Origin of the sequence: Bradyrhizobium sp. 76 (assembly GCF_023073025.1) — a bacterium.
GTDB lineage: Bacteria > Pseudomonadota > Alphaproteobacteria > Rhizobiales > Xanthobacteraceae > Bradyrhizobium.
The window spans coordinates 86249-103012 of sequence record NZ_JADPIS010000015.1; the positions used below are offsets into that span (position 1 = coordinate 86249).

27 protein-coding genes are annotated in these 16764 nt (G+C 63.4%); 26 read left to right on the forward strand and 1 reads right to left on the reverse strand.

Going from position 1 to position 16764, the window contains the following annotated elements; all coding sequences use genetic code 11:
* The first annotated feature begins 12 nt into the window (after positions 1-12).
* The 26 genes from rpsS (at position 13) to IVB48_RS01250 (ending at position 15704) form a co-directional block, all read left to right on the forward strand.
* The gene (rpsS, locus tag IVB48_RS01125; RefSeq protein ID WP_007603021.1) at positions 13-291 is read left to right on the forward strand and encodes a 30S ribosomal protein S19; all 279 of its coding nucleotides are present in this window, start codon (positions 13-15) and stop codon (positions 289-291) included.
* Between the two features lie 10 nt (positions 292-301).
* On the forward strand, positions 302-688 hold the full coding sequence (rplV, locus tag IVB48_RS01130) for a 50S ribosomal protein L22 (RefSeq protein WP_007603022.1): 387 nt from the start codon (positions 302-304) through the stop codon (positions 686-688).
* An 18-nt stretch (positions 689-706) separates the two neighbouring features.
* On the forward strand, positions 707-1432 hold the full coding sequence (rpsC, locus tag IVB48_RS01135; protein ID WP_007603023.1) for a 30S ribosomal protein S3: 726 nt from the start codon (positions 707-709) through the stop codon (positions 1430-1432).
* A 32-nt stretch (positions 1433-1464) separates the two neighbouring features.
* Complete coding sequence (gene rplP / locus IVB48_RS01140) at positions 1465-1878, forward strand: 50S ribosomal protein L16 (RefSeq protein ID WP_007603024.1); 414 nt, start codon at positions 1465-1467, stop codon at positions 1876-1878.
* Between the two features lie 5 nt (positions 1879-1883).
* On the forward strand, positions 1884-2090 hold the full coding sequence (rpmC, locus tag IVB48_RS01145) for a 50S ribosomal protein L29 (RefSeq protein ID WP_007603026.1): 207 nt from the start codon (positions 1884-1886) through the stop codon (positions 2088-2090).
* Between the two features lie 13 nt (positions 2091-2103).
* A complete protein-coding gene (gene rpsQ, locus IVB48_RS01150) occupies positions 2104-2352 on the forward strand; it encodes a 30S ribosomal protein S17 (RefSeq protein WP_007603028.1) in 249 nt (82 codons plus the stop codon).
* An 83-nt stretch (positions 2353-2435) separates the two neighbouring features.
* Positions 2436-2804 carry a 50S ribosomal protein L14 gene (gene rplN / locus IVB48_RS01155; RefSeq protein WP_007603030.1) on the forward strand — a complete coding sequence of 123 codons (369 nt, stop codon included), beginning with the start codon at positions 2436-2438 and terminating at the stop codon, positions 2802-2804.
* Positions 2804-3118 carry a 50S ribosomal protein L24 gene (gene rplX / locus IVB48_RS01160; protein WP_007603031.1) on the forward strand — a complete coding sequence of 105 codons (315 nt, stop codon included), beginning with the start codon at positions 2804-2806 and terminating at the stop codon, positions 3116-3118. Before rplN ends, rplX begins: the two co-directional genes overlap by 1 nt.
* On the forward strand, positions 3111-3668 hold the full coding sequence (rplE, locus tag IVB48_RS01165; RefSeq protein ID WP_007603032.1) for a 50S ribosomal protein L5: 558 nt from the start codon (positions 3111-3113) through the stop codon (positions 3666-3668). Before rplX ends, rplE begins: the two co-directional genes overlap by 8 nt.
* Before the next feature lie 46 nt (positions 3669-3714).
* Positions 3715-4020, forward strand: a complete 306-nt coding sequence (gene rpsN, locus IVB48_RS01170; protein ID WP_007611604.1) for a 30S ribosomal protein S14 — start codon at positions 3715-3717, stop codon at positions 4018-4020.
* 14 nt (positions 4021-4034) lie between these two features.
* A complete protein-coding gene (rpsH, locus tag IVB48_RS01175; protein WP_007603034.1) occupies positions 4035-4433 on the forward strand; it encodes a 30S ribosomal protein S8 in 399 nt (132 codons plus the stop codon).
* Positions 4434-4449: 16 nt separating this feature from the next.
* The gene (gene rplF / locus IVB48_RS01180; RefSeq protein WP_007611603.1) at positions 4450-4983 is read left to right on the forward strand and encodes a 50S ribosomal protein L6; all 534 of its coding nucleotides are present in this window, start codon (positions 4450-4452) and stop codon (positions 4981-4983) included.
* Positions 4984-4994: 11 nt separating this feature from the next.
* A complete protein-coding gene (gene rplR, locus IVB48_RS01185) occupies positions 4995-5357 on the forward strand; it encodes a 50S ribosomal protein L18 (RefSeq protein WP_007603036.1) in 363 nt (120 codons plus the stop codon).
* Positions 5358-5404: 47 nt separating this feature from the next.
* A complete protein-coding gene (gene rpsE / locus IVB48_RS01190; RefSeq protein ID WP_007603037.1) occupies positions 5405-5992 on the forward strand; it encodes a 30S ribosomal protein S5 in 588 nt (195 codons plus the stop codon).
* 25 nt (positions 5993-6017) lie between these two features.
* Entirely contained in the window at positions 6018-6224 is a 207-nt protein-coding gene (rpmD, locus tag IVB48_RS01195) for a 50S ribosomal protein L30 (protein WP_007603038.1), read from the forward strand.
* A 73-nt stretch (positions 6225-6297) separates the two neighbouring features.
* Entirely contained in the window at positions 6298-6783 is a 486-nt protein-coding gene (rplO, locus tag IVB48_RS01200; protein WP_007611602.1) for a 50S ribosomal protein L15, read from the forward strand.
* A gap of 152 nt (positions 6784-6935) precedes the next feature.
* Entirely contained in the window at positions 6936-8267 is a 1332-nt protein-coding gene (secY, locus tag IVB48_RS01205; protein WP_007611601.1) for a preprotein translocase subunit SecY, read from the forward strand.
* 274 nt (positions 8268-8541) lie between these two features.
* Positions 8542-9435 (forward strand): adenylate kinase, encoded by an 894-nt coding sequence (locus IVB48_RS01210; protein ID WP_247396636.1) that lies wholly within the window; start codon positions 8542-8544, stop codon positions 9433-9435.
* Between the two features lie 187 nt (positions 9436-9622).
* Positions 9623-9991 (forward strand): 30S ribosomal protein S13, encoded by a 369-nt coding sequence (gene rpsM, locus IVB48_RS01215; protein ID WP_007611599.1) that lies wholly within the window; start codon positions 9623-9625, stop codon positions 9989-9991.
* A 123-nt stretch (positions 9992-10114) separates the two neighbouring features.
* The gene (rpsK, locus tag IVB48_RS01220) at positions 10115-10504 is read left to right on the forward strand and encodes a 30S ribosomal protein S11 (RefSeq protein WP_007603045.1); all 390 of its coding nucleotides are present in this window, start codon (positions 10115-10117) and stop codon (positions 10502-10504) included.
* Between the two features lie 112 nt (positions 10505-10616).
* Positions 10617-11648 carry a DNA-directed RNA polymerase subunit alpha gene (locus IVB48_RS01225; RefSeq protein ID WP_035961343.1) on the forward strand — a complete coding sequence of 344 codons (1032 nt, stop codon included), beginning with the start codon at positions 10617-10619 and terminating at the stop codon, positions 11646-11648.
* 121 nt (positions 11649-11769) lie between these two features.
* On the forward strand, positions 11770-12186 hold the full coding sequence (rplQ, locus tag IVB48_RS01230; protein WP_007603047.1) for a 50S ribosomal protein L17: 417 nt from the start codon (positions 11770-11772) through the stop codon (positions 12184-12186).
* A gap of 118 nt (positions 12187-12304) precedes the next feature.
* Positions 12305-13144, forward strand: a complete 840-nt coding sequence (locus tag IVB48_RS01235) for a cytochrome c (RefSeq protein ID WP_247396637.1) — start codon at positions 12305-12307, stop codon at positions 13142-13144.
* An 80-nt stretch (positions 13145-13224) separates the two neighbouring features.
* Positions 13225-14013 (forward strand): SDR family oxidoreductase, encoded by a 789-nt coding sequence (locus IVB48_RS01240; RefSeq protein ID WP_247396639.1) that lies wholly within the window; start codon positions 13225-13227, stop codon positions 14011-14013.
* A gap of 9 nt (positions 14014-14022) precedes the next feature.
* On the forward strand, positions 14023-14319 hold the full coding sequence (locus IVB48_RS01245; RefSeq protein ID WP_247396642.1) for a DUF1330 domain-containing protein: 297 nt from the start codon (positions 14023-14025) through the stop codon (positions 14317-14319).
* A gap of 56 nt (positions 14320-14375) precedes the next feature.
* On the forward strand, positions 14376-15704 hold the full coding sequence (locus IVB48_RS01250) for a chloride channel protein (protein ID WP_247396645.1): 1329 nt from the start codon (positions 14376-14378) through the stop codon (positions 15702-15704).
* 3 nt (positions 15705-15707) lie between these two features.
* Here IVB48_RS01250 and IVB48_RS01255 read toward each other — a convergent pair whose 3' ends face one another.
* A complete protein-coding gene (locus IVB48_RS01255; RefSeq protein WP_247396648.1) occupies positions 15708-16721 on the reverse strand; it encodes a zinc-binding alcohol dehydrogenase family protein in 1014 nt (337 codons plus the stop codon).
* Positions 16722-16764: the final 43 nt, after the last annotated feature.

Sequence of the window (16764 nt, forward strand, 5' to 3'; positions counted from 1 at the left end):
GGAACGCCGGACATGGTTCGTTCAGTCTGGAAAGGCCCGTTCGTCGAGGGTTCTCTGCTCAAGAAGGCAGATGCCGCGCGCTCGTCCGGCCGTCACGACGTCATCAAGATCTGGAGCCGTCGCTCGACGATCCTGCCGCAATTCGTCGGTCTGACCTTCGGCGTCTACAACGGTCAGAAGCACGTGCCGGTGGCCGTCAACGAGGAAATGGTCGGTCACAAGTTCGGCGAGTTCTCGCCGACCCGGACCTTCCATGGCCACTCCGGGGACAAGAAAGCCAAGAAGGCTTGAGGATTAAACGATGAGCAAACCTAAGCGCGAACGGAGCCTCGCCGAGAACGAGGCCAAGGCGGTCGCCCGGATGCTGCGGGTGAGCCCGCAGAAGCTCAACCTGGTCGCCCAGCTCATTCGCGGCCGGAAGGCGGCTGCTGCGCTCGCCGACCTGCAGTTTTCGCGCAAGCGGATCGCGGTTGACGTGAAGAAGTGCCTGGAATCGGCTATTGCCAACGCCGAGAACAACCACGACCTCGACGTCGACGATCTCGTCGTGGCGCAGGCCTTCGTCGGCAACGGCCTCGTGATGAAGCGCTTTGCCGCCCGCGGCCGTGGCCGTTCGGGCCGTGTCTACAAACCATTTTCACAGCTGACGATCATCGTTCGTCAGGTCGAAGCCGCAGCAGCGGCTTAAGGGACGCAGGAGAACACGATGGGTCAAAAGATCAATCCGATCGGTCTGCGTCTCGGCATCAACCGGACCTGGGATTCCCGCTGGTACGCGGGCAAGCAGGAATACGGCAAGCTGCTGCACGAGGACGTCAAGATCCGCGAGATCCTGCACAAGGAGCTCAAGCAGGCGGCCGTCGCCCGCATCGTGATCGAGCGTCCGCACAAGAAGTGCCGCGTCACCATCCACTCGGCTCGTCCGGGCGTGGTGATCGGCAAAAAGGGTGCCGACATCGACAAGCTGCGCAAGAAGGTCGCGGACATCACCGCGTCCGACGTCGTCATCAACATCGTCGAAATCCGCAAGCCGGAGCTCGATGCGACGCTGGTGGCCGAGTCGATCGCGCAGCAGCTGGAGCGCCGCGTGGCGTTCCGCCGCGCCATGAAGCGCGCCGTGCAGTCGGCGATGCGTCTCGGCGCGGAAGGCATCCGCATCAACTGCTCGGGACGTCTGGGCGGCGCGGAAATCGCGCGCATGGAGTGGTACCGCGAAGGTCGCGTGCCGCTGCACACGCTGCGCGCAGACATCGACTACGGCGTTGCGACCGCGTTCACGACCTTCGGCACCTGCGGTGTCAAGGTCTGGATCTTCAAGGGCGAGATCCTCGAGCACGATCCGATGGCCCAGGACAAGAGAATGGCCGAAGGTGAGACTGGTGGCGGCGGCGATCGCGGCGGCCGGCAGCGCCGGGACAACGCTGCAGCCTGACGCCAGCACAGAGAATTTGAGGGCTTGAAGCCATGATGCAACCTAAGAAAACGAAGTTCCGGAAGGCGCATAAGGGCCGTATCCACGGCGTTGCGTCTTCGGGCGCGACGTTGGCCTTCGGCCAGTTCGGTCTGAAGGCGACCGAGCCTGAGCGCGTCACTGCGCGCCAGATCGAAGCCGCTCGCCGCGCGCTGACCCGCCACATGAAGCGCGCCGGCCGCGTCTGGATCCGCATATTCCCCGACGTTCCCGTGTCGAAGAAGCCTGCCGAAGTCCGCATGGGCTCCGGCAAGGGCGCGCCGGAATTGTGGGTCGCGCGCGTCAAGCCGGGCCGGGTGCTGTTCGAGATCGACGGCGTCAACACCCAGACGGCGCGTGAAGCGCTGACCCTGGCGGCAGCCAAGCTGCCGATCAAGACGCGCTTCGTCGAGCGCATTGCGGAGTAATGGCCATGGCCCAGATGAAAATCGAAGACATCCGCGCGTTGAGCCCCGATCAGCAGGATGACGCCATCCTGAATCTGAAGAAGGAGCGCTTCAACCTGCGCTTCCAGCGCGCCACCGGGCAGCTCGAGAACACCTCGCGTCTGCGCGAGGCCCGCCGTGACATCGCCCGGATCAAGACCGTCGCCGCGCAGACGCGCGCGAAGAAGAAGTAAGAGGCTTACGAAGATGCCGAAACGTACTTTGCAGGGCGTGGTCGTCAGCGACAAGCAAGCCAAGACCATCGTGGTGCGCGTCGATCGCCGCTTCACGCACCCGATCTACAAGAAGACGATCCGCCGTTCGAAGAACTACCACGCGCACGACGAGAGCAACGAGTTCAAGCCGGGCGACATGGTGTGGATCGAGGAATCGAAGCCGATTTCGAAGTTGAAGCGCTGGGTCGTGATCCGGGGCGAACACAAGAAAAGCGCCTGATCTGTTGGCTTTAGCCAACTGACTTCAGGTAAATGTTGAGCGCCGGCTGGGCTGGCGCAAATAGAAGAGGACGAGGTGCATCAATGATTCAGATGCAGACCAACCTCGACGTGGCCGATAATTCTGGCGCACGCCGTGTCATGTGTATCAAGGTGCTCGGGGGCTCCAAGCGCCGCTACGCCACGATCGGCGACATCATCGTTGTCTCGATCAAGGAAGCGATTCCGCGTGGCAAGGTGAAGAAGGGCGACGTGATGAAGGCCGTCGTGGTGCGCGTCCGCAAGGACATCCGCCGCGCCGACGGTTCGGTCATCCGCTTCGACCGCAACGCCGCCGTTCTGATCAACAATCAGTCCGAGCCGGTCGGTACCCGTATCTTCGGGCCCGTGCCGCGCGAGCTGCGCGCCAAGAACCACATGAAGATCATCTCGCTCGCGCCGGAGGTGCTGTGATGGCTGCGAAGATCCGCAAGGGCGACAAGGTCGTCGTGCTGACCGGCCGCGACAAGGGCCGCACCGGCGAGGTGTTCGAAGTGCGTCCGGACGCCGGTACGGCGCTGGTGCGCGGCATCAACATGGTCAAGCGTCACCAGAAGCAGACGCAGGCCCAGGAGGGCGGCATCATCTCGAAAGAGTCGCCGATCCAACTGTCCAACATCGCGTATGTCGGCAAGGACGGGAAGCCGACCCGCGTGGGATTCAAGATTCTGGCGGACGGCAAGAAGGTCCGCATCGCCAAGAGCTCGGGAGCTGAGATCGATGGCTGAGGCCGCTTACACGCCGCGCCTGCGCGCGGAATACGACGCGAAGATCCGGACGGAAATGACCGAGAAGTTCGGTTATGAGAACGTCATGCAGGTTCCGCGCCTGGACAAGGTCGTGCTGAACATGGGCGTTGGCGATTCCGTCAACGACCGCAAGAAGGCCGAGAACGCCGCTGCGGAATTGACCCAGATCGCCGGCCAGAAGGCGATCGTGACCTATTCGCGGATCGCGATCGCGACCTTCAAGTTGCGTGAGAACCAGCCGATCGGCTGCAAGGTCACGCTGCGCAAGGCCCGCATGTACGAGTTCATCGATCGCCTGGTGACGGTCGCGCTGCCGCGCGTCCGCGACTTCCGCGGCTTGAACCCGAAGAGCTTCGATGGCCGCGGCAACTACTCGCTCGGCCTCAAGGAACACATCATTTTCCCCGAGATCGACTTCGACAAGGTCACGGAATCCCGCGGTATGGACATCACCGTCTGCACCACGGCCAAGACCGACGACGAGGCGAGGGCCTTGTTGACCGCTTTCAATTTCCCGTTCCGGCAGTGAGACGCTGACCTAAAGCCTCTCAAACGCGGATACCCAGGAGCCAAACATGGCAAAGAAGAGTTCAATCGAGAAGAACAACCGGCGCAAGCGGATGACGAAGAACGCCGCTCCGAAGCGCGAGCGGTTGAAGGCGATCATCGCCGACAAGACGTTGCCGATGGAGGAGCGGTTCGCCGCGACCCTGAAGCTGGCGGAAATGCCGCGCAACTCGTCGGCGACCCGCATCCGTCTGCGTTGCGAGCTGTCGGGCCGTTCGCGCTCGAACTATCGCTTGACCAAACTGTCCCGCATCGCAATGCGGGACCTTGGCTCCAAGGGCATGGTCCCGGGCCTCGTGAAGTCCAGCTGGTAAGGAGGGTCGTTTAGATGTCTACGCACGATCCAATCAGCGATCTGATCACCCGCATCCGCAACGCGCAGATGCGCTCCAAGAACAAGGTCTCCACGCCTGGCTCGAAGATGCGCGAGAACGTCCTCGAGGTGCTGAAGAGCGAAGGCTACATCCGCGGTTACGCCACGCTCGAGCACTCCTCGGGCCGCAGCGAGATCGAGATCGAGCTGAAGTATTTCGACGGCGAGCCCGTTATCCGCGAGATCGAGCGTGTCTCCAAGCCCGGGCGTCGCGTTTACGCCTCGGTGAAGAACCTGCCGCGGGTCAATAACGGACTCGGCATTTCGGTGTTGTCGACACCGAAGGGAATCATGGCTGACCACAGTGCGCGTGAAGCGAACGTGGGCGGCGAAGTTCTCTTCACGGTGTTCTGAGAAGGATTTTTGATCCATGTCACGTGTTGGCAAAAGGCCGGTAGCGGTGCCGTCGGGTGTGACCGCGACCGTCGACGGGCAGACCGTCAAGATGAAGGGGCCGAAGGGCCAGCTTCAGTTCGTCGTCCATAGCGACGTCGAGGTGAAGCTCGACAACGGCCAGGTCAAGGTGAACCCGCGGGTCGAGACCAACCGCGCGCGGGCCCTTTACGGGACCGCTCGCGCCCAGGTCGCGAATCTGGTCGAAGGCGTCACCAAGGGTTTCGAGAAGAAGCTCGAAATCACCGGCGTCGGTTACCGCGCCGCGCTGCAGGGCAAGAACCTGCAGCTCGCGCTCGGCTACAGCCACGATGTGGTCTACGCGATCCCGGAAGGGATCACGATCACCGTGCCGAAGCCGACGGAGATCACGGTGACCGGCAGCGACATTCAGCGCGTCGGCCAGGTCGCCGCCGAGATTCGCTCCTATCGTCCGCCGGAGCCCTACAAGGGTAAGGGCGTGAAGTATGTTGGCGAATTCATCTTCCGCAAGGAAGGCAAGAAGAAGTAACGGAGCCGGTCATGTCGAAAGCCAAGGTTACGAATGCCCGGCGCAAGCGCAGTGTACGTCTGAAGCTGCGCCGCTCGGGTGGCGGCCGTCCGCGCCTGTCGGTGTTCCGCTCGTCGAAGCACATCTACGCCCAGGTCATCGACGACCTGAAGGGCGAGACGCTGGCCTCTGCCTCGTCGCTCGAGAAGTCGATGCGCGATGGCGGCAAGACCGGCGCCGACATCGATGCGGCGAAGGCGGTCGGCAAGCTGCTGGCCGAGCGCGCCGCCGAGAAGGGCGTCAAGGAAGTCGTGTTTGATCGCGGCAGCTATCTCTACCACGGGCGCGTCAAGGCTCTTGCCGACGCGGCGCGTGAGAGCGGGCTGAGCTTCTAACAGAATTTGAGGATTGAGGCGTAAGCCTCTGAAGGACTGGAAAAACCATGGCAGAACGCGAACAACGTGGTGGACGCGATCAACGCGGCGGCGGACGTGAACGCAGGGAAGAGCGCGACAGCGAGTTCGTCGACAAGCTCGTCCACATCAATCGCGTCGCCAAGGTCGTCAAGGGCGGCAAGCGCTTCGGTTTCGCAGCGCTGGTCGTGATCGGCGACCAGAAGGGCCGCGCCGGCTTCGGTCACGGCAAGGCGCGCGAAGTGCCTGAGGCGATCCGCAAGGCAACCGAATCCGCCAAGCGCAACCTGACCCGCGTGTCGTTGCGCGAGGGCCGCACGCTGCATCACGATATCGCCGGCCGTCATGGCGCGGGCCGTGTTTACCTGCGCGCGGCTCCGGCCGGTACCGGGATCATCGCCGGCGGTCCGATGCGCGCGGTGTTCGAGACGCTCGGCGTCCAGGACGTGGTTGCGAAGTCGATCGGCTCGTCGAATCCGTACAACATGGTTCGCGCGACTTTCGATGCGCTGAAGCATCAGGATTCGCCGCGCTCGGTCGCTGCCCGCCGCAACATCAAGGTGTCCACCCTCCAGTCCCGCCGTATTGGTGGCGACGCCGAGGCGGTTGCCGAATAACGGAAGCTTTTCGGAGTAGACGCCCATGGCCAAGAGTGCCGTTACGACCGCAAAGACGATCAAGATCGAGCAGACCGGCAGCGCGATCCGCCGCCATCACTCGCAGCGCTCGACGCTGATCGGGCTCAAGCTCAACAAGATCGGCCGCACCAGCGAACTGCCGGACACCCCGGCGGTGCGCGGCATGATCTTGAAGGTTCACCATCTCGTTCGCATCGTCGACGAGAAGTAAGCAAAGGCGCACGATCCCGAAGCGGGGACCCGTTTTCGGTGAAGGTCATGCGCAAGAAACAAGGAGCAGGGCGATGAAGCTCAGCGATATCGCCGACAATGCCGGCTCACGCAAGAAGCGTATGCGCGTCGGCCGCGGCATTGGTTCGGGCAAGGGCAAGCAGGCCGGCCGCGGTGGCAAGGGCCAGACCGCGCGGTCGGGCGTGCGCATCAAGGGTTTCGAAGGCGGTCAGATGCCCTTGCATCGCCGTCTGCCCAAGCGCGGCTTCAACAACATCTTCCGCATCGAGTTCGCCGAGATCAATCTCGACCGGCTCCAGGATGCGGTCGATGCCAAGAAGATCGATGCCGGCAGCGTCGTGAACGTCGAATCCCTGGTCAAGGCCGGCGTGCTGCGCCGCGCCAAGGGCGGCCTGCGGCTGCTCGGCCGCGGCGAGTTCAAGGCCAAGCTCAACATTGAAGTGCACGGCGCCTCGAAGACCGCGATCGCGGCAGTCGAGAAGGCCGGCGGCTCGGTGAAGATCCTCGCGCCTGCCAAGGAAGAAGGCGAGGCGGCGTAACAACTGCGTCATCGGCCCGCGGCTCGCGGGCCTTTACGCATGCGGGACGATGGACTTATCGAAGCCGTAGCCCCAGATAATGTCCGGTGTCCGGTATAATGTAGCCCGGCCGCGGGCATAACGGCGCAAAAAGCGGCGGGAGAAAGTCCAAGATGGCCTCTGCAGCGGAACAACTGGCAGCCAATCTTAATTTCGGTGCGTTTGCCAAGGCCGACGAACTGAAGAAGCGCATCTGGTTCACCCTGGGTGCGCTGCTCGTTTATCGGCTCGGGACCTACATCCCGCTGCCCGGCATCGATCCCAACATCTGGGAGCAGGTATTCCGCTCCCAGGCGGGCGGCATCCTCGGCATGTTCAACATGTTCGCCGGCGGCGGCATTCACCGCATGGCGATCTTTGCGCTGAACATCATGCCGTACATCTCGGCCTCCATTATCATCCAGCTCCTGACCACCGTCTCGCCGCAGCTTGAGGCGCTGAAGAAGGAAGGCGAATCCGGCCGCAAGCTGCTGAACCAGTACACCCGTTATCTCACGGTGATCCTGGCCGCGTTCCAGTCCTACGGCATCGCGGTGGGCCTCGAAGGCGCCGGCAACGTCGTCAGCGACCCCGGCATGTTCTTCCGTCTGTCCACCGCGATCACGCTGACTGGCGGCACCATGTTCCTGATGTGGCTGGGCGAGCAGATCACCTCGCGCGGCATCGGCAACGGCATTTCCCTGATCATTCTCTCCGGCATCGTCGCCGAGCTGCCCGCGGCGCTCGCCAACATGCTCGAGCTCGGCCGTCAGGGTGCGATGTCGACCGGCCTGATTCTGGTCGTCATCATCATGGCGGTGGCCGTGATCGCCTTCATCGTGTTCGTGGAGCGCGCCCAGCGCCGGCTCTTGATCCAGTATCCGAAGCGCCAGGTCGGCAACAAGATGTTCGAGGGGCAGTCCTCGCATCTGCCGCTCAAGCTCAACACTTCGGGCGTGATCCCGCCGATCTTCGCGTCCTCGTTGCTGCTGCTGCCGACCACGGTTGCGAACTTCAACGCGGGCAGCGGGCCGGAATGGTTCCAGTGGATCAACACCCAGCTCGGCCACGGCCGTCCGCTGTTCCTGATCATGTATCTGGCGCTGATCGTGTTCTTCGCCTTCTTCTACACCGCGATCGTGTTCAATCCGACCGAGACCGCAGACAATCTGAAGAAGCACGGCGGCTTCATTCCGGGTATCCGTCCGGGCGAGCGTACCGCGGAATATATCGACTACGTGCTGTCGCGCATCACCGTGCTCGGCGCGGTCTACCTGGCGATCGTCTGCTTGATTCCGGAGATCCTGATCTCCTACGCCTCGGTGCCGTTCTACTTTGGCGGCACTTCGCTGCTGATCGTCGTCAGCGTCACCATGGACACGGTGGCGCAGGTGCAGGGCTATCTCCTGGCGCATCAGTACGAAGGTCTGATCCGGAAATCGAAGCTGCGCGGCCGGCGCCGTTAAGCGCGGAGTCCTCTCAGGCGGCGCAATTGCGCCGCCGATTCGCCGCGCGAGTAACGCGCGGCGCCTGCGGGAGCGGCCAGCCAGCCATCCGGTGGCATCGGCAGAGCCACTCGCACTGAAGCGCAATCACTGATCTCAAAGGCTTCTTGGCGTCCGGCCATTTGCTCCCCTATGATATGGGTAGCGGTGCGGCGCTGATTATGATTTGCACTGTAACTGGACTTCAAAACACAGGTGCGCGACGTATCGCGCACCAATCGGGGGGCGTACGCCGATGAGAATTATACTTCTGGGGCCGCCGGGATCGGGCAAGGGCACCCAGGCGCAGCTGCTGGTGCAGCGCTATGGCATCGTCCAACTCTCGACCGGCGAGATGTTGCGTGCCGCGGTGGCGGCCGGAACGCCGGTCGGTCTCAAGGCCAAGGAGATCATGGCCAGCGGCGGTCTTGTGCCCGACGATGTCGTGGTCGGAATCATCTCCGATCGAATCGATCAGCCGGATGCCAAAAACGGTTTCATCCTCGACGGTTTCCCGCGCACTGTGCCGCAGGCGGAGGCGCTGGATGAGCTGCTCAAGCACAAGCACCTCAAGCTCGACGCCGTGATCGAGCTCCGCGTCAACGAGAGTGCACTCCTGAACCGTGTCGAGACCCGCGTCGCCCAGATGCGCGAGCGCGGGGAGGAGGTCCGACTCGACGACACCCCGGAGGTCCTGACCAAGCGGTTAGCCAGCTACCGCAACCAGACGGAACCGCTGATTCACTACTATTCCGAGCGGCGGAAGCTCTCGACCATCGACGGCATGATGGCGATCGACGAGGTCACCCGCGCCATCCATCGCCTGCTCCTGGCGCTTGGGGCGGTCGAGCCCAAGACGCATGGCAAGACGCACGGCAAGGCCTCCGCCCGTCGCGCGGCCAAGGCGGCCCCGGCCAAAAAGGCCAAGGCGGCGAAGAAATCGGCCAAAAAGCCGGCGAAGGCGGCCAAAAAGGCCGCCAAATCCAGGAAAGCGGCCAAGAAGGCCGCGAAGGGTCCTAAGAAGGCGGCCAAAAAAACCGTCAAGAAAACCGTGAAGAAAAAGGCAGCCAAAAAGACCGCCAGGAAGACTGTCAAGAAAGGTGCCAAAAAGGCCGCAAAAAAGGTCACGAAAAGGCGAGCTAAGCGCTAGCAGCGGTTGACGAAAGCCCCCTGAATCCCCTAATAAGCCCCGCATCCAAGTCGGATAGTTTCAAACGATGCCGGGCCCCAGGAAGACTAGGGGTGGGCGTCGTGTTCGCGTTTGTGAACACCTGCCCGAGAAACCAAGCACTTAAAGCCCGATTCCTGACGAGGGATCGGCGACAGGAGAGAAGGCCGTGGCCCGTATTGCCGGCGTGAACATCCCGACCAACAAGCGCGTGCTGATCGCGCTCCAGTACATCCATGGCATCGGTCAGAAGATCGCCGGTGAGATCATGGAGAAGGTCAAAATCCCGGACGATCGTCGGGTCAATCAGCTCAGCGACGCCGAAGTGCTTCAGATCCGCGAAGTGATCGACCGCGACTATCTCGTCGAGGGCGATTTGCGTCGTGAGGTCGGCATCAACATCAAGCGTCTGATGGATCTCGGCTGCTACCGCGGCCTGCGCCATCGTCGCGGTCTGCCGGTGCGTGGCCAGCGTACCCACACCAATGCGCGCACGCGCAAGGGTCCGGCCAAGGCCATCGCCGGCAAGAAGAAGTAAGTTTTCGCATCCAATTACGGCGTGTGGCGACCCGGGGATGACCCGTTCGCCACACGCCTTTCGTTCTACAGGTGTAGCCGCTGGCATTACGGCGGCGTTTGAGATCTTCAGGAAAGGTAGTCTATGGGCAAGGAAGCCACCCGCGTTCGTCGTCGTGAGCGCAAGAACATCGCCTCCGGCGTCGCGCACGTGAACTCGTCGTTCAACAACACGACCATCACCATCACCGATGCGCAGGGCAACACGATCGCCTGGTCCTCCGCCGGCACGATGGGCTTCAAGGGCTCGCGCAAGTCGACCCCGTATGCCGCGCAGGTTGCGGCCGAGGACGTGTCGAAGAAGGCGCAGGAACACGGCATGCGCACGCTGGAAGTCGAAGTCGCCGGTCCCGGTTCGGGCCGCGAATCGGCGCTCCGGGCGCTCCAGGCCGCGGGCTTCACCGTCACCTCGATCCGCGACGTGACCACGATCCCGCACAACGGTTGCCGTCCCCGCAAGCGCCGGCGCGTTTGATACGAAGTTGCGGGCGCATCGTCGCCCGCGATGACTTTTTTAAGAAGCCGCAGGTGCGACCTGTGGCCTTTCTCCAACGCCAGTATCTGCAACGGCAGTTTGACTGGCCTGTATGGGTGAAACAGTGACGATCCAGAAAAATTGGCAAGAACTGATTCGACCGAACAAGCTCCAGGTGCAGCCCGGCAGCGATTCGAACCGTTTCGCGACCATCGTCGCCGAGCCGCTCGAGCGCGGCTTCGGCCAGACGCTCGGCAACGCGCTGCGCCGCATCCTGCTGTCGTCGCTCCAGGGCGCGGCTGTGCAGTCGGTGCACATCGACGGCGTGCTGCACGAGTTCTCCTCGATCGCGGGCGTCCGTGAGGACGTCACCGACATCGTGCTCAACATCAAGGACATCTCGATCAAGATGCAGGGCGAAGGCCCCAAGCGCATGGTCGTGAAGAAGTCCGGCCCGGGCGTCGTCACTGCCGGCGACATCCAGACCGTGGGCGATGTCGTCGTGCTCAACCCGGACCTGCAGATCTGCACGCTCGACGAGGGCGCCGAGATCCGCATGGAGTTCACGGTCGCCACCGGCAAGGGCTACGTGCCCGCCGAGCGCAACCGCCCCGAGGACGCGCCGATCGGCCTGATCCCGGTCGACAGCCTGTACTCGCCGGTCCGCAAGGTCTCCTACAAGGTCGAAAACACCCGCGAGGGCCAGATCCTCGACTACGACAAGCTGACCATGACGATCGAGACCAACGGCGCGCTGACGCCGGATGATTCCGTGGCCTACGCTGCGCGCATCCTGCAGGACCAGCTCAACGTGTTCGTCAACTTCGAAGAGCCGCGCAAGGAAGTCGCCCAGGAGATCATCCCGGACCTCGCCTTCAACCCGGCCTTCCTCAAGAAGGTGGACGAGCTCGAGCTGTCGGTGCGTTCGGCCAACTGCTTGAAGAACGACAATATCGTCTACATCGGCGACCTCGTGCAGAAGTCGGAAGCCGAAATGCTCCGCACTCCGAACTTCGGCCGCAAGTCGCTGAACGAGATCAAGGAAGTGCTGGCCCAGATGGGTCTGCATCTCGGCATGGAAGTGCCGGGCTGGCCGCCGGAGAACATCGACGAGCTCGCCAAGCGCTTCGAGGATCATTACTGATCCGAACGACGACAGGCGAAGGCGCGAATTCATCGCGCCTTAGCGGGCGAACGCAGGCAGCCCACCTGAGCAACTGGTCCGACGAACCGTCGCGACGAATGAAATTCAAGGAATAGATAAAATGCGTCACGGCAAGGTTCATCGCAAGCTCAACCGCACCGCCGAGCATCGCCGCGCGATGTTCGCCAACATGTGCGCCGCGCTGATCAAGCACGAGCAGATCGTCACCACGCTGCCGAAGGCGAAGGAATTGCGTCCGATCGTCGAGAAGCTGATTACCCTCGGCAAGAAGGGCGGGCTGGCCATGCGCCGCCAGGCCATCTCCGAGATGCGCGACAAGGATCAGGTCAGGAAGTTGTTCGACACGCTCGCGCCCCGCTACAAGGATCGCCAGGGTGGCTACACCCGCATCATCAAGGCGGGCTTCCGCTACGGCGACAACGCCCCGATGGCCGTGATCGAGTTCGTCGATCGCGACGTCGATGCCAAGGGCCAGGACTCCGGTCCGGTGCAGGAAAAGGAAGCCGAGGCGGCGTAAGCCGACCGCGGAGAGTTTTCAGAAAGCGGCGCCTTCGGGCGCCGCTTTTTTGTTGGCGCGGCTGCATCTCATACCGCGCATCGTTTCGTTGAACGCGATTCCGGCCGGGGGGCTCTCGATGAGGATTGTGTCAGGGATTGCGCTGGCGCTGCTGATGTCGCCGGCCTCTGGCGAGACGCTGGTCGAGCGCGGCGCCTATCTCGTCAACAGCGTGATGGTTTGCCACAACTGCCACACGCCGCGAGGGCCGCAAGGGCTCGATCTCTCTCGCGCGCTCTCCGGGGGCAGCCAGGTTTTTGACGAGCCCGCCTTCAAGGTCTCTGGCTCCAACATCACACCGGACAAGGACACCGGCATCGGCAACTGGACCGACGCCGAGCTGAAGCGGTTTCTCGTCAGCGGCGTCAGGCCGAACGGAACCAGGGTCGCGCCGATCATGCCGACCGCGTTCTACACCGTGCTCACGGCCCGCGATCTCGACGCGCTCGCAGCTTATTTGCGCTCAGTGCCGGCCGTACGCCACGAGACGCCGCCGCCGGAATACAGAAGCGCGCCGAAGCCGGAGACGCCGATCTACGCCGGCAAGCAGGCGAACGAGGCTGAGCTTTCCGACAGGCTTGCGCGCGGCCGCTATCTCCTGACCATCGCCCATTGCCTGGAATGCCACACGCCGGACGGCCCGTCCGTCGTGCACGATTTCGCCGGAGCGAGCGGCAAGGGCGGCCGGACATTCAAGGGGCCGTGGGGCGAATCCGTCTCCGCCAACATCACCGCGGATATAGCCGCGGGCATCGGCGGGTGGAGCGACGACGAAATCAAACGTGCGATTGCGCAAGGCATCGCACGCGACGGCCACAAACTGAAGCCGCCGATGGCCTATGCGGCCTATGCCAGCATGACGGCCCAGGATCTCGATGCCATCGTCGCGTTTCTCCGGACGCTTCCGCCTCGCAACTAAATCCTCACGCGTCGGTGAGGGGCGATTGCACCCGCCCGCGCAGCGCACGATATCTCCGTCAGTTTCAATGGAGACATCGCATGAACATCGACCTTTCCGGAAAGACCGCCCTCGTCACCGGCTCGACCGCCGGCATCGGCCACGCCATCGCCAAGGGCCTTGCCGGCTCGGGTGCGAGCGTCGTGATCAACGGACGGGGCCAGGACAAGGTCGATGCGGCCGTGCGCAAGCTGGAAGGGGCGGGCGGAAAGGTCCGCGGCATCGCCGCCGACGTCTCGACCGCGGCGGGCTGCAAGGCGTTGTCGGCGGCGCTGCCAGACGTCGACATCCTTATCAACAATGCCGGCATCTTCGAGCCGAAAGACTTCTTCGACATTCCGGACGAAGACTGGAGTCGCTTTTTCGAGGTCAACGTGATGAGCGGCGTGCGTCTGTCACGCGCGTATATGAAGGGCATGCTCAAGCGCAACTGGGGCCGAATCGTATTCATCTCCTCGGAATCAGGGCTCAACATTCCCGTCGAGATGATCCACTACGGCATGAGCAAGACGGCGCAGCTCTCGGTCGCGCGCGGCCTGGCGCAGCTCACACGCGGCACCGGCGTCACCGTCAATTCCGTGCTGCCGGGCCCGACCATGTCGGAAGGCGTCGAGACCTTCGTGAAGGATCTCGCCAAGCAGAACGGGCAGTCGGTCGATGAGGCCGCGGCCAATTTCGTCAAACAGCATCGCCCAAGCTCGCTGCTCCAACGCTTCGCCAGCGTCGACGAGATCGCCAACATGGTGGTGTATGCGGCTTCGAAGGAAGCCTCCGCGACCAACGGTGCGGCGCTGCGCGCGGAAGGCGGCATCGTCAACACGATTGCCTGAGGCCGTCTCATGCCGGCCTATGTGATCTCGGAGGTCGAGGCGCGTGATCAGGCCGCGATGGAGGCCTATCGTACGCTGGCTGCTGCTACCATCGCGCAATATGGCGGCCGCTATCTCGTCCGCGGCGGCGCCGCCGAATTGGTGGAGGGCGGCCCGCCGTCCAAGACCATCATCATCGTGGAGTTTACCTCGATGGAACGCGCGCGCGAATGGTACGCGTCGCCGGAATATGCGGAGGCGCTAAAGCTTCGGCAGACCGCGCTGGAGCGGCGGTTGATGTTCGTCGAGGGCATGGTTCCGGTCTAGCTGGTCTGCTCGCTTGCCTCTTCAATTCGCGGCGGGACCGGCTAAACCTCGGTTTTATGCTCTGGCCCCTCTCGACCCGCCATAAACGCCTGTTCAGGCTGACATCCGCGCGATGGCAGCGGCGGGCGATCTTCGTGCTCGGTGGAATCGGGGTTGGCGCCGCGGCGGTGGCGCTGGCGCAGCTTGCCGATCTCGCCCAGCACGCCTTTGCGCTGCTGCTAGCCAAATCGCGCTACGCCGTGCTCGCGGTGACACCTCTCGGCTTCATGCTCTCGGCCTATCTGACCACCCGGTTGTTCCCGAACGCACAGGGCAGCGGCATTCCTCAGGCGATCGCCGCACGGCATCTGACCGATCAGACGGCGCGCGAGAGCCTGGTCTCGATCCGAATCGCGATCGGAAAGGTGATCCTCACCTTGTTCGGTCTGCTGTGCGGTGGCTCCGTCGGCCGGGAAGGACCGAGCGTTCAAGTCGGCGCTTCCATCATGTTCGCGCTCGGCCGCGTCTCGCCACGCCGCCAGCCCGGATTGATCCTGGCCGGCGCGGCTGCTGGCGTCGCGGCCGCCTTCAACACGCCGCTGGCGGGGATCGTCTTCGGCATCGAGGAGATGAGCCGTGCTTTCGAGACGCGTACCAGCAGCCTGATCATCGCGGCGGTGATCGCGGCCGGCCTGACCTCGCTCGCGCTGATGGGCAACTACGCCTATTTCGGCAGCAGTGCGATGTCGCTGGCCCCCGGCGCCGACTGGCTCGCGGTTCCGGTGTGCGGCGTGGTTGGCGGCGTGGCCGGCGGCGTCTTCAGCCGCATCGTCATCACCATGGCGCGGGGCTCGGCCCATCCGTTCGGGCGTGCGGTCAAGGGCCACCCTTTGTGGTTCGCGCTCGCGTGCGGATTGGCGGTCGCGATCTGCGGCATCGTCTCCGGCGATACGGTCTATGGCACAGGCTACCAGCAGGTAAAGACGGCCCTGGAGCAGGGCGCACCGCTGCCGCAGGACTTCGGCATCCTCAAGCTTCTCGCCACCACCTTCGCGGCGATCAGTGGCATACCCGGCGGAATTTTTTCGCCGTCACTCGCCGTTGGAGCCGGCCTCGGCAGCAATATCGCATCCTTCTTCCACGACGCTCCGCTCGGTGCGATCATGTTGCTCGGCATGGTGTCGTATTTTGCAGGGGTGGTGCAGGCGCCGATCACCGCTTTCGTCATCGTGACCGAGATGACCGACAACCACGCCATGGTGGTGCCGTTAATGGCCGCTGCCCTGATCGCACACGCCACCTCACGGCTGATCTGCGAGGAAGGGATCTACCACGCGCTCGCCAAGGGCTTTATCGAGCGGGCGACGCGTCCGCCGGAGACGAAAGCGGCGCCCACTTCGAGCTAAGACCTACCACCCCTCCAGCACGATCTTGCCGCGCGACTTGCCGCTCTCGAGCAGCGCGTGGGCGCGCTTGAGATTGGCCGCGTTGATCGTGCCGAAGGTCTGGTCGAGCGTGGTACGCAAGACGCCCTTGTCGATGAGGTCGGCGACGTCGTTCAGCAGATGATGTTGCGCGATCATATCGGCGGTCTGGAACGAGGAGCGCGCGAACATCGATTCCCAATGCACCGAGATGGCCTTGCCCTTGAACGCGCTCACAGTGAATTCCGGGGGATCGTCGATCAGGCCGAACTTTCCCTGCGGCGCCATGAACTCGGCGATGCTCTTGTAGTGCTGGTCGGTGAAGGTGAGGCTCGCCACCAGCGCGACTGGCGGCAGCTTGAGCTTCTCGATCTGCTCCTTCATCGGTTGGCCGTGGTCGATCACCGCATGCGCGCCGAGATCGAGGCACCATTTTTGCGATTCCGGCCGCGTTGCGGTTGCAACCACGGTCAGCCCGGTGAGGGCGCGAGCGAGCTGGATCAGGATCGAGCCGACGCCGCCGGCGCCGCCCGTGATCAGCAGCGTACGTGGATCGACACTCTTGCCGGGCACCGCACCCAGCCGGTCGAACAACAGCTCCCAAGCGGTGATGGAAGTGAGGGGAAGGGCGGCTGCCTGCGCGAACGACAGGCTCTTCGGCTTATTGCCGACGATACGCTCGTCAACGAGATGGAATTCGGAATTGGTGCCCTGGCGCAGGATCGAGCCGGCGTAAAACACCTCGTCGCCCGGCTTGAACAGCGTGACGTCGGGACCGACGGCGTCGACCACGCCGGCCGCGTCATAGCCCAGAATCTTCGTCTCGCCCTCGGGCGGAGCGGCGCGCTTGCGCACCTTGTAATCGACCGGATTGGCCGAGATCGCCTTCACGGCGACGCGGATGTCGCGGCCGCCGGGCTCGGGCTTTGCGGTCTCGAAATCGATCAGCGCGTCCTGATCCTCGATCGGAAGCGATTTCTTGTAGCCGACGGCCTTCATGGCTTGTCTCCTTCAGATAGCGTTGCAGATGCTGGGTCCCGGG

Coding starts and splice junctions, on each gene's coding strand:
- rpsS (WP_007603021.1), top strand. CDS start 13: ATGGTTCGTTCAGTCTGGAAAGGCCCGTTCGTCGAGGGTTCTCTGCTC.
- rplV (WP_007603022.1), top strand. CDS start 302: ATGAGCAAACCTAAGCGCGAACGGAGCCTCGCCGAGAACGAGGCCAAG.
- rpsC (WP_007603023.1), top strand. CDS start 707: ATGGGTCAAAAGATCAATCCGATCGGTCTGCGTCTCGGCATCAACCGG.
- rplP (WP_007603024.1), top strand. CDS start 1,465: ATGATGCAACCTAAGAAAACGAAGTTCCGGAAGGCGCATAAGGGCCGT.
- rpmC (WP_007603026.1), top strand. CDS start 1,884: ATGGCCCAGATGAAAATCGAAGACATCCGCGCGTTGAGCCCCGATCAG.
- rpsQ (WP_007603028.1), top strand. CDS start 2,104: ATGCCGAAACGTACTTTGCAGGGCGTGGTCGTCAGCGACAAGCAAGCC.
- rplN (WP_007603030.1), top strand. CDS start 2,436: ATGATTCAGATGCAGACCAACCTCGACGTGGCCGATAATTCTGGCGCA.
- rplX (WP_007603031.1), top strand. CDS start 2,804: ATGGCTGCGAAGATCCGCAAGGGCGACAAGGTCGTCGTGCTGACCGGC.
- rplE (WP_007603032.1), top strand. CDS start 3,111: ATGGCTGAGGCCGCTTACACGCCGCGCCTGCGCGCGGAATACGACGCG.
- rpsN (WP_007611604.1), top strand. CDS start 3,715: ATGGCAAAGAAGAGTTCAATCGAGAAGAACAACCGGCGCAAGCGGATG.
- rpsH (WP_007603034.1), top strand. CDS start 4,035: ATGTCTACGCACGATCCAATCAGCGATCTGATCACCCGCATCCGCAAC.
- rplF (WP_007611603.1), top strand. CDS start 4,450: ATGTCACGTGTTGGCAAAAGGCCGGTAGCGGTGCCGTCGGGTGTGACC.
- rplR (WP_007603036.1), top strand. CDS start 4,995: ATGTCGAAAGCCAAGGTTACGAATGCCCGGCGCAAGCGCAGTGTACGT.
- rpsE (WP_007603037.1), top strand. CDS start 5,405: ATGGCAGAACGCGAACAACGTGGTGGACGCGATCAACGCGGCGGCGGA.
- rpmD (WP_007603038.1), top strand. CDS start 6,018: ATGGCCAAGAGTGCCGTTACGACCGCAAAGACGATCAAGATCGAGCAG.
- rplO (WP_007611602.1), top strand. CDS start 6,298: ATGAAGCTCAGCGATATCGCCGACAATGCCGGCTCACGCAAGAAGCGT.
- secY (WP_007611601.1), top strand. CDS start 6,936: ATGGCCTCTGCAGCGGAACAACTGGCAGCCAATCTTAATTTCGGTGCG.
- IVB48_RS01210 (WP_247396636.1), top strand. CDS start 8,542: ATGAGAATTATACTTCTGGGGCCGCCGGGATCGGGCAAGGGCACCCAG.
- rpsK (WP_007603045.1), top strand. CDS start 10,115: ATGGGCAAGGAAGCCACCCGCGTTCGTCGTCGTGAGCGCAAGAACATC.
- IVB48_RS01225 (WP_035961343.1), top strand. CDS start 10,617: ATGGGTGAAACAGTGACGATCCAGAAAAATTGGCAAGAACTGATTCGA.
- rplQ (WP_007603047.1), top strand. CDS start 11,770: ATGCGTCACGGCAAGGTTCATCGCAAGCTCAACCGCACCGCCGAGCAT.
- IVB48_RS01235 (WP_247396637.1), top strand. CDS start 12,305: ATGAGGATTGTGTCAGGGATTGCGCTGGCGCTGCTGATGTCGCCGGCC.
- IVB48_RS01240 (WP_247396639.1), top strand. CDS start 13,225: ATGAACATCGACCTTTCCGGAAAGACCGCCCTCGTCACCGGCTCGACC.
- IVB48_RS01245 (WP_247396642.1), top strand. CDS start 14,023: ATGCCGGCCTATGTGATCTCGGAGGTCGAGGCGCGTGATCAGGCCGCG.
- IVB48_RS01250 (WP_247396645.1), top strand. CDS start 14,376: ATGCTCTGGCCCCTCTCGACCCGCCATAAACGCCTGTTCAGGCTGACA.
- IVB48_RS01255 (WP_247396648.1), bottom strand. CDS start 16,721: ATGAAGGCCGTCGGCTACAAGAAATCGCTTCCGATCGAGGATCAGGAC.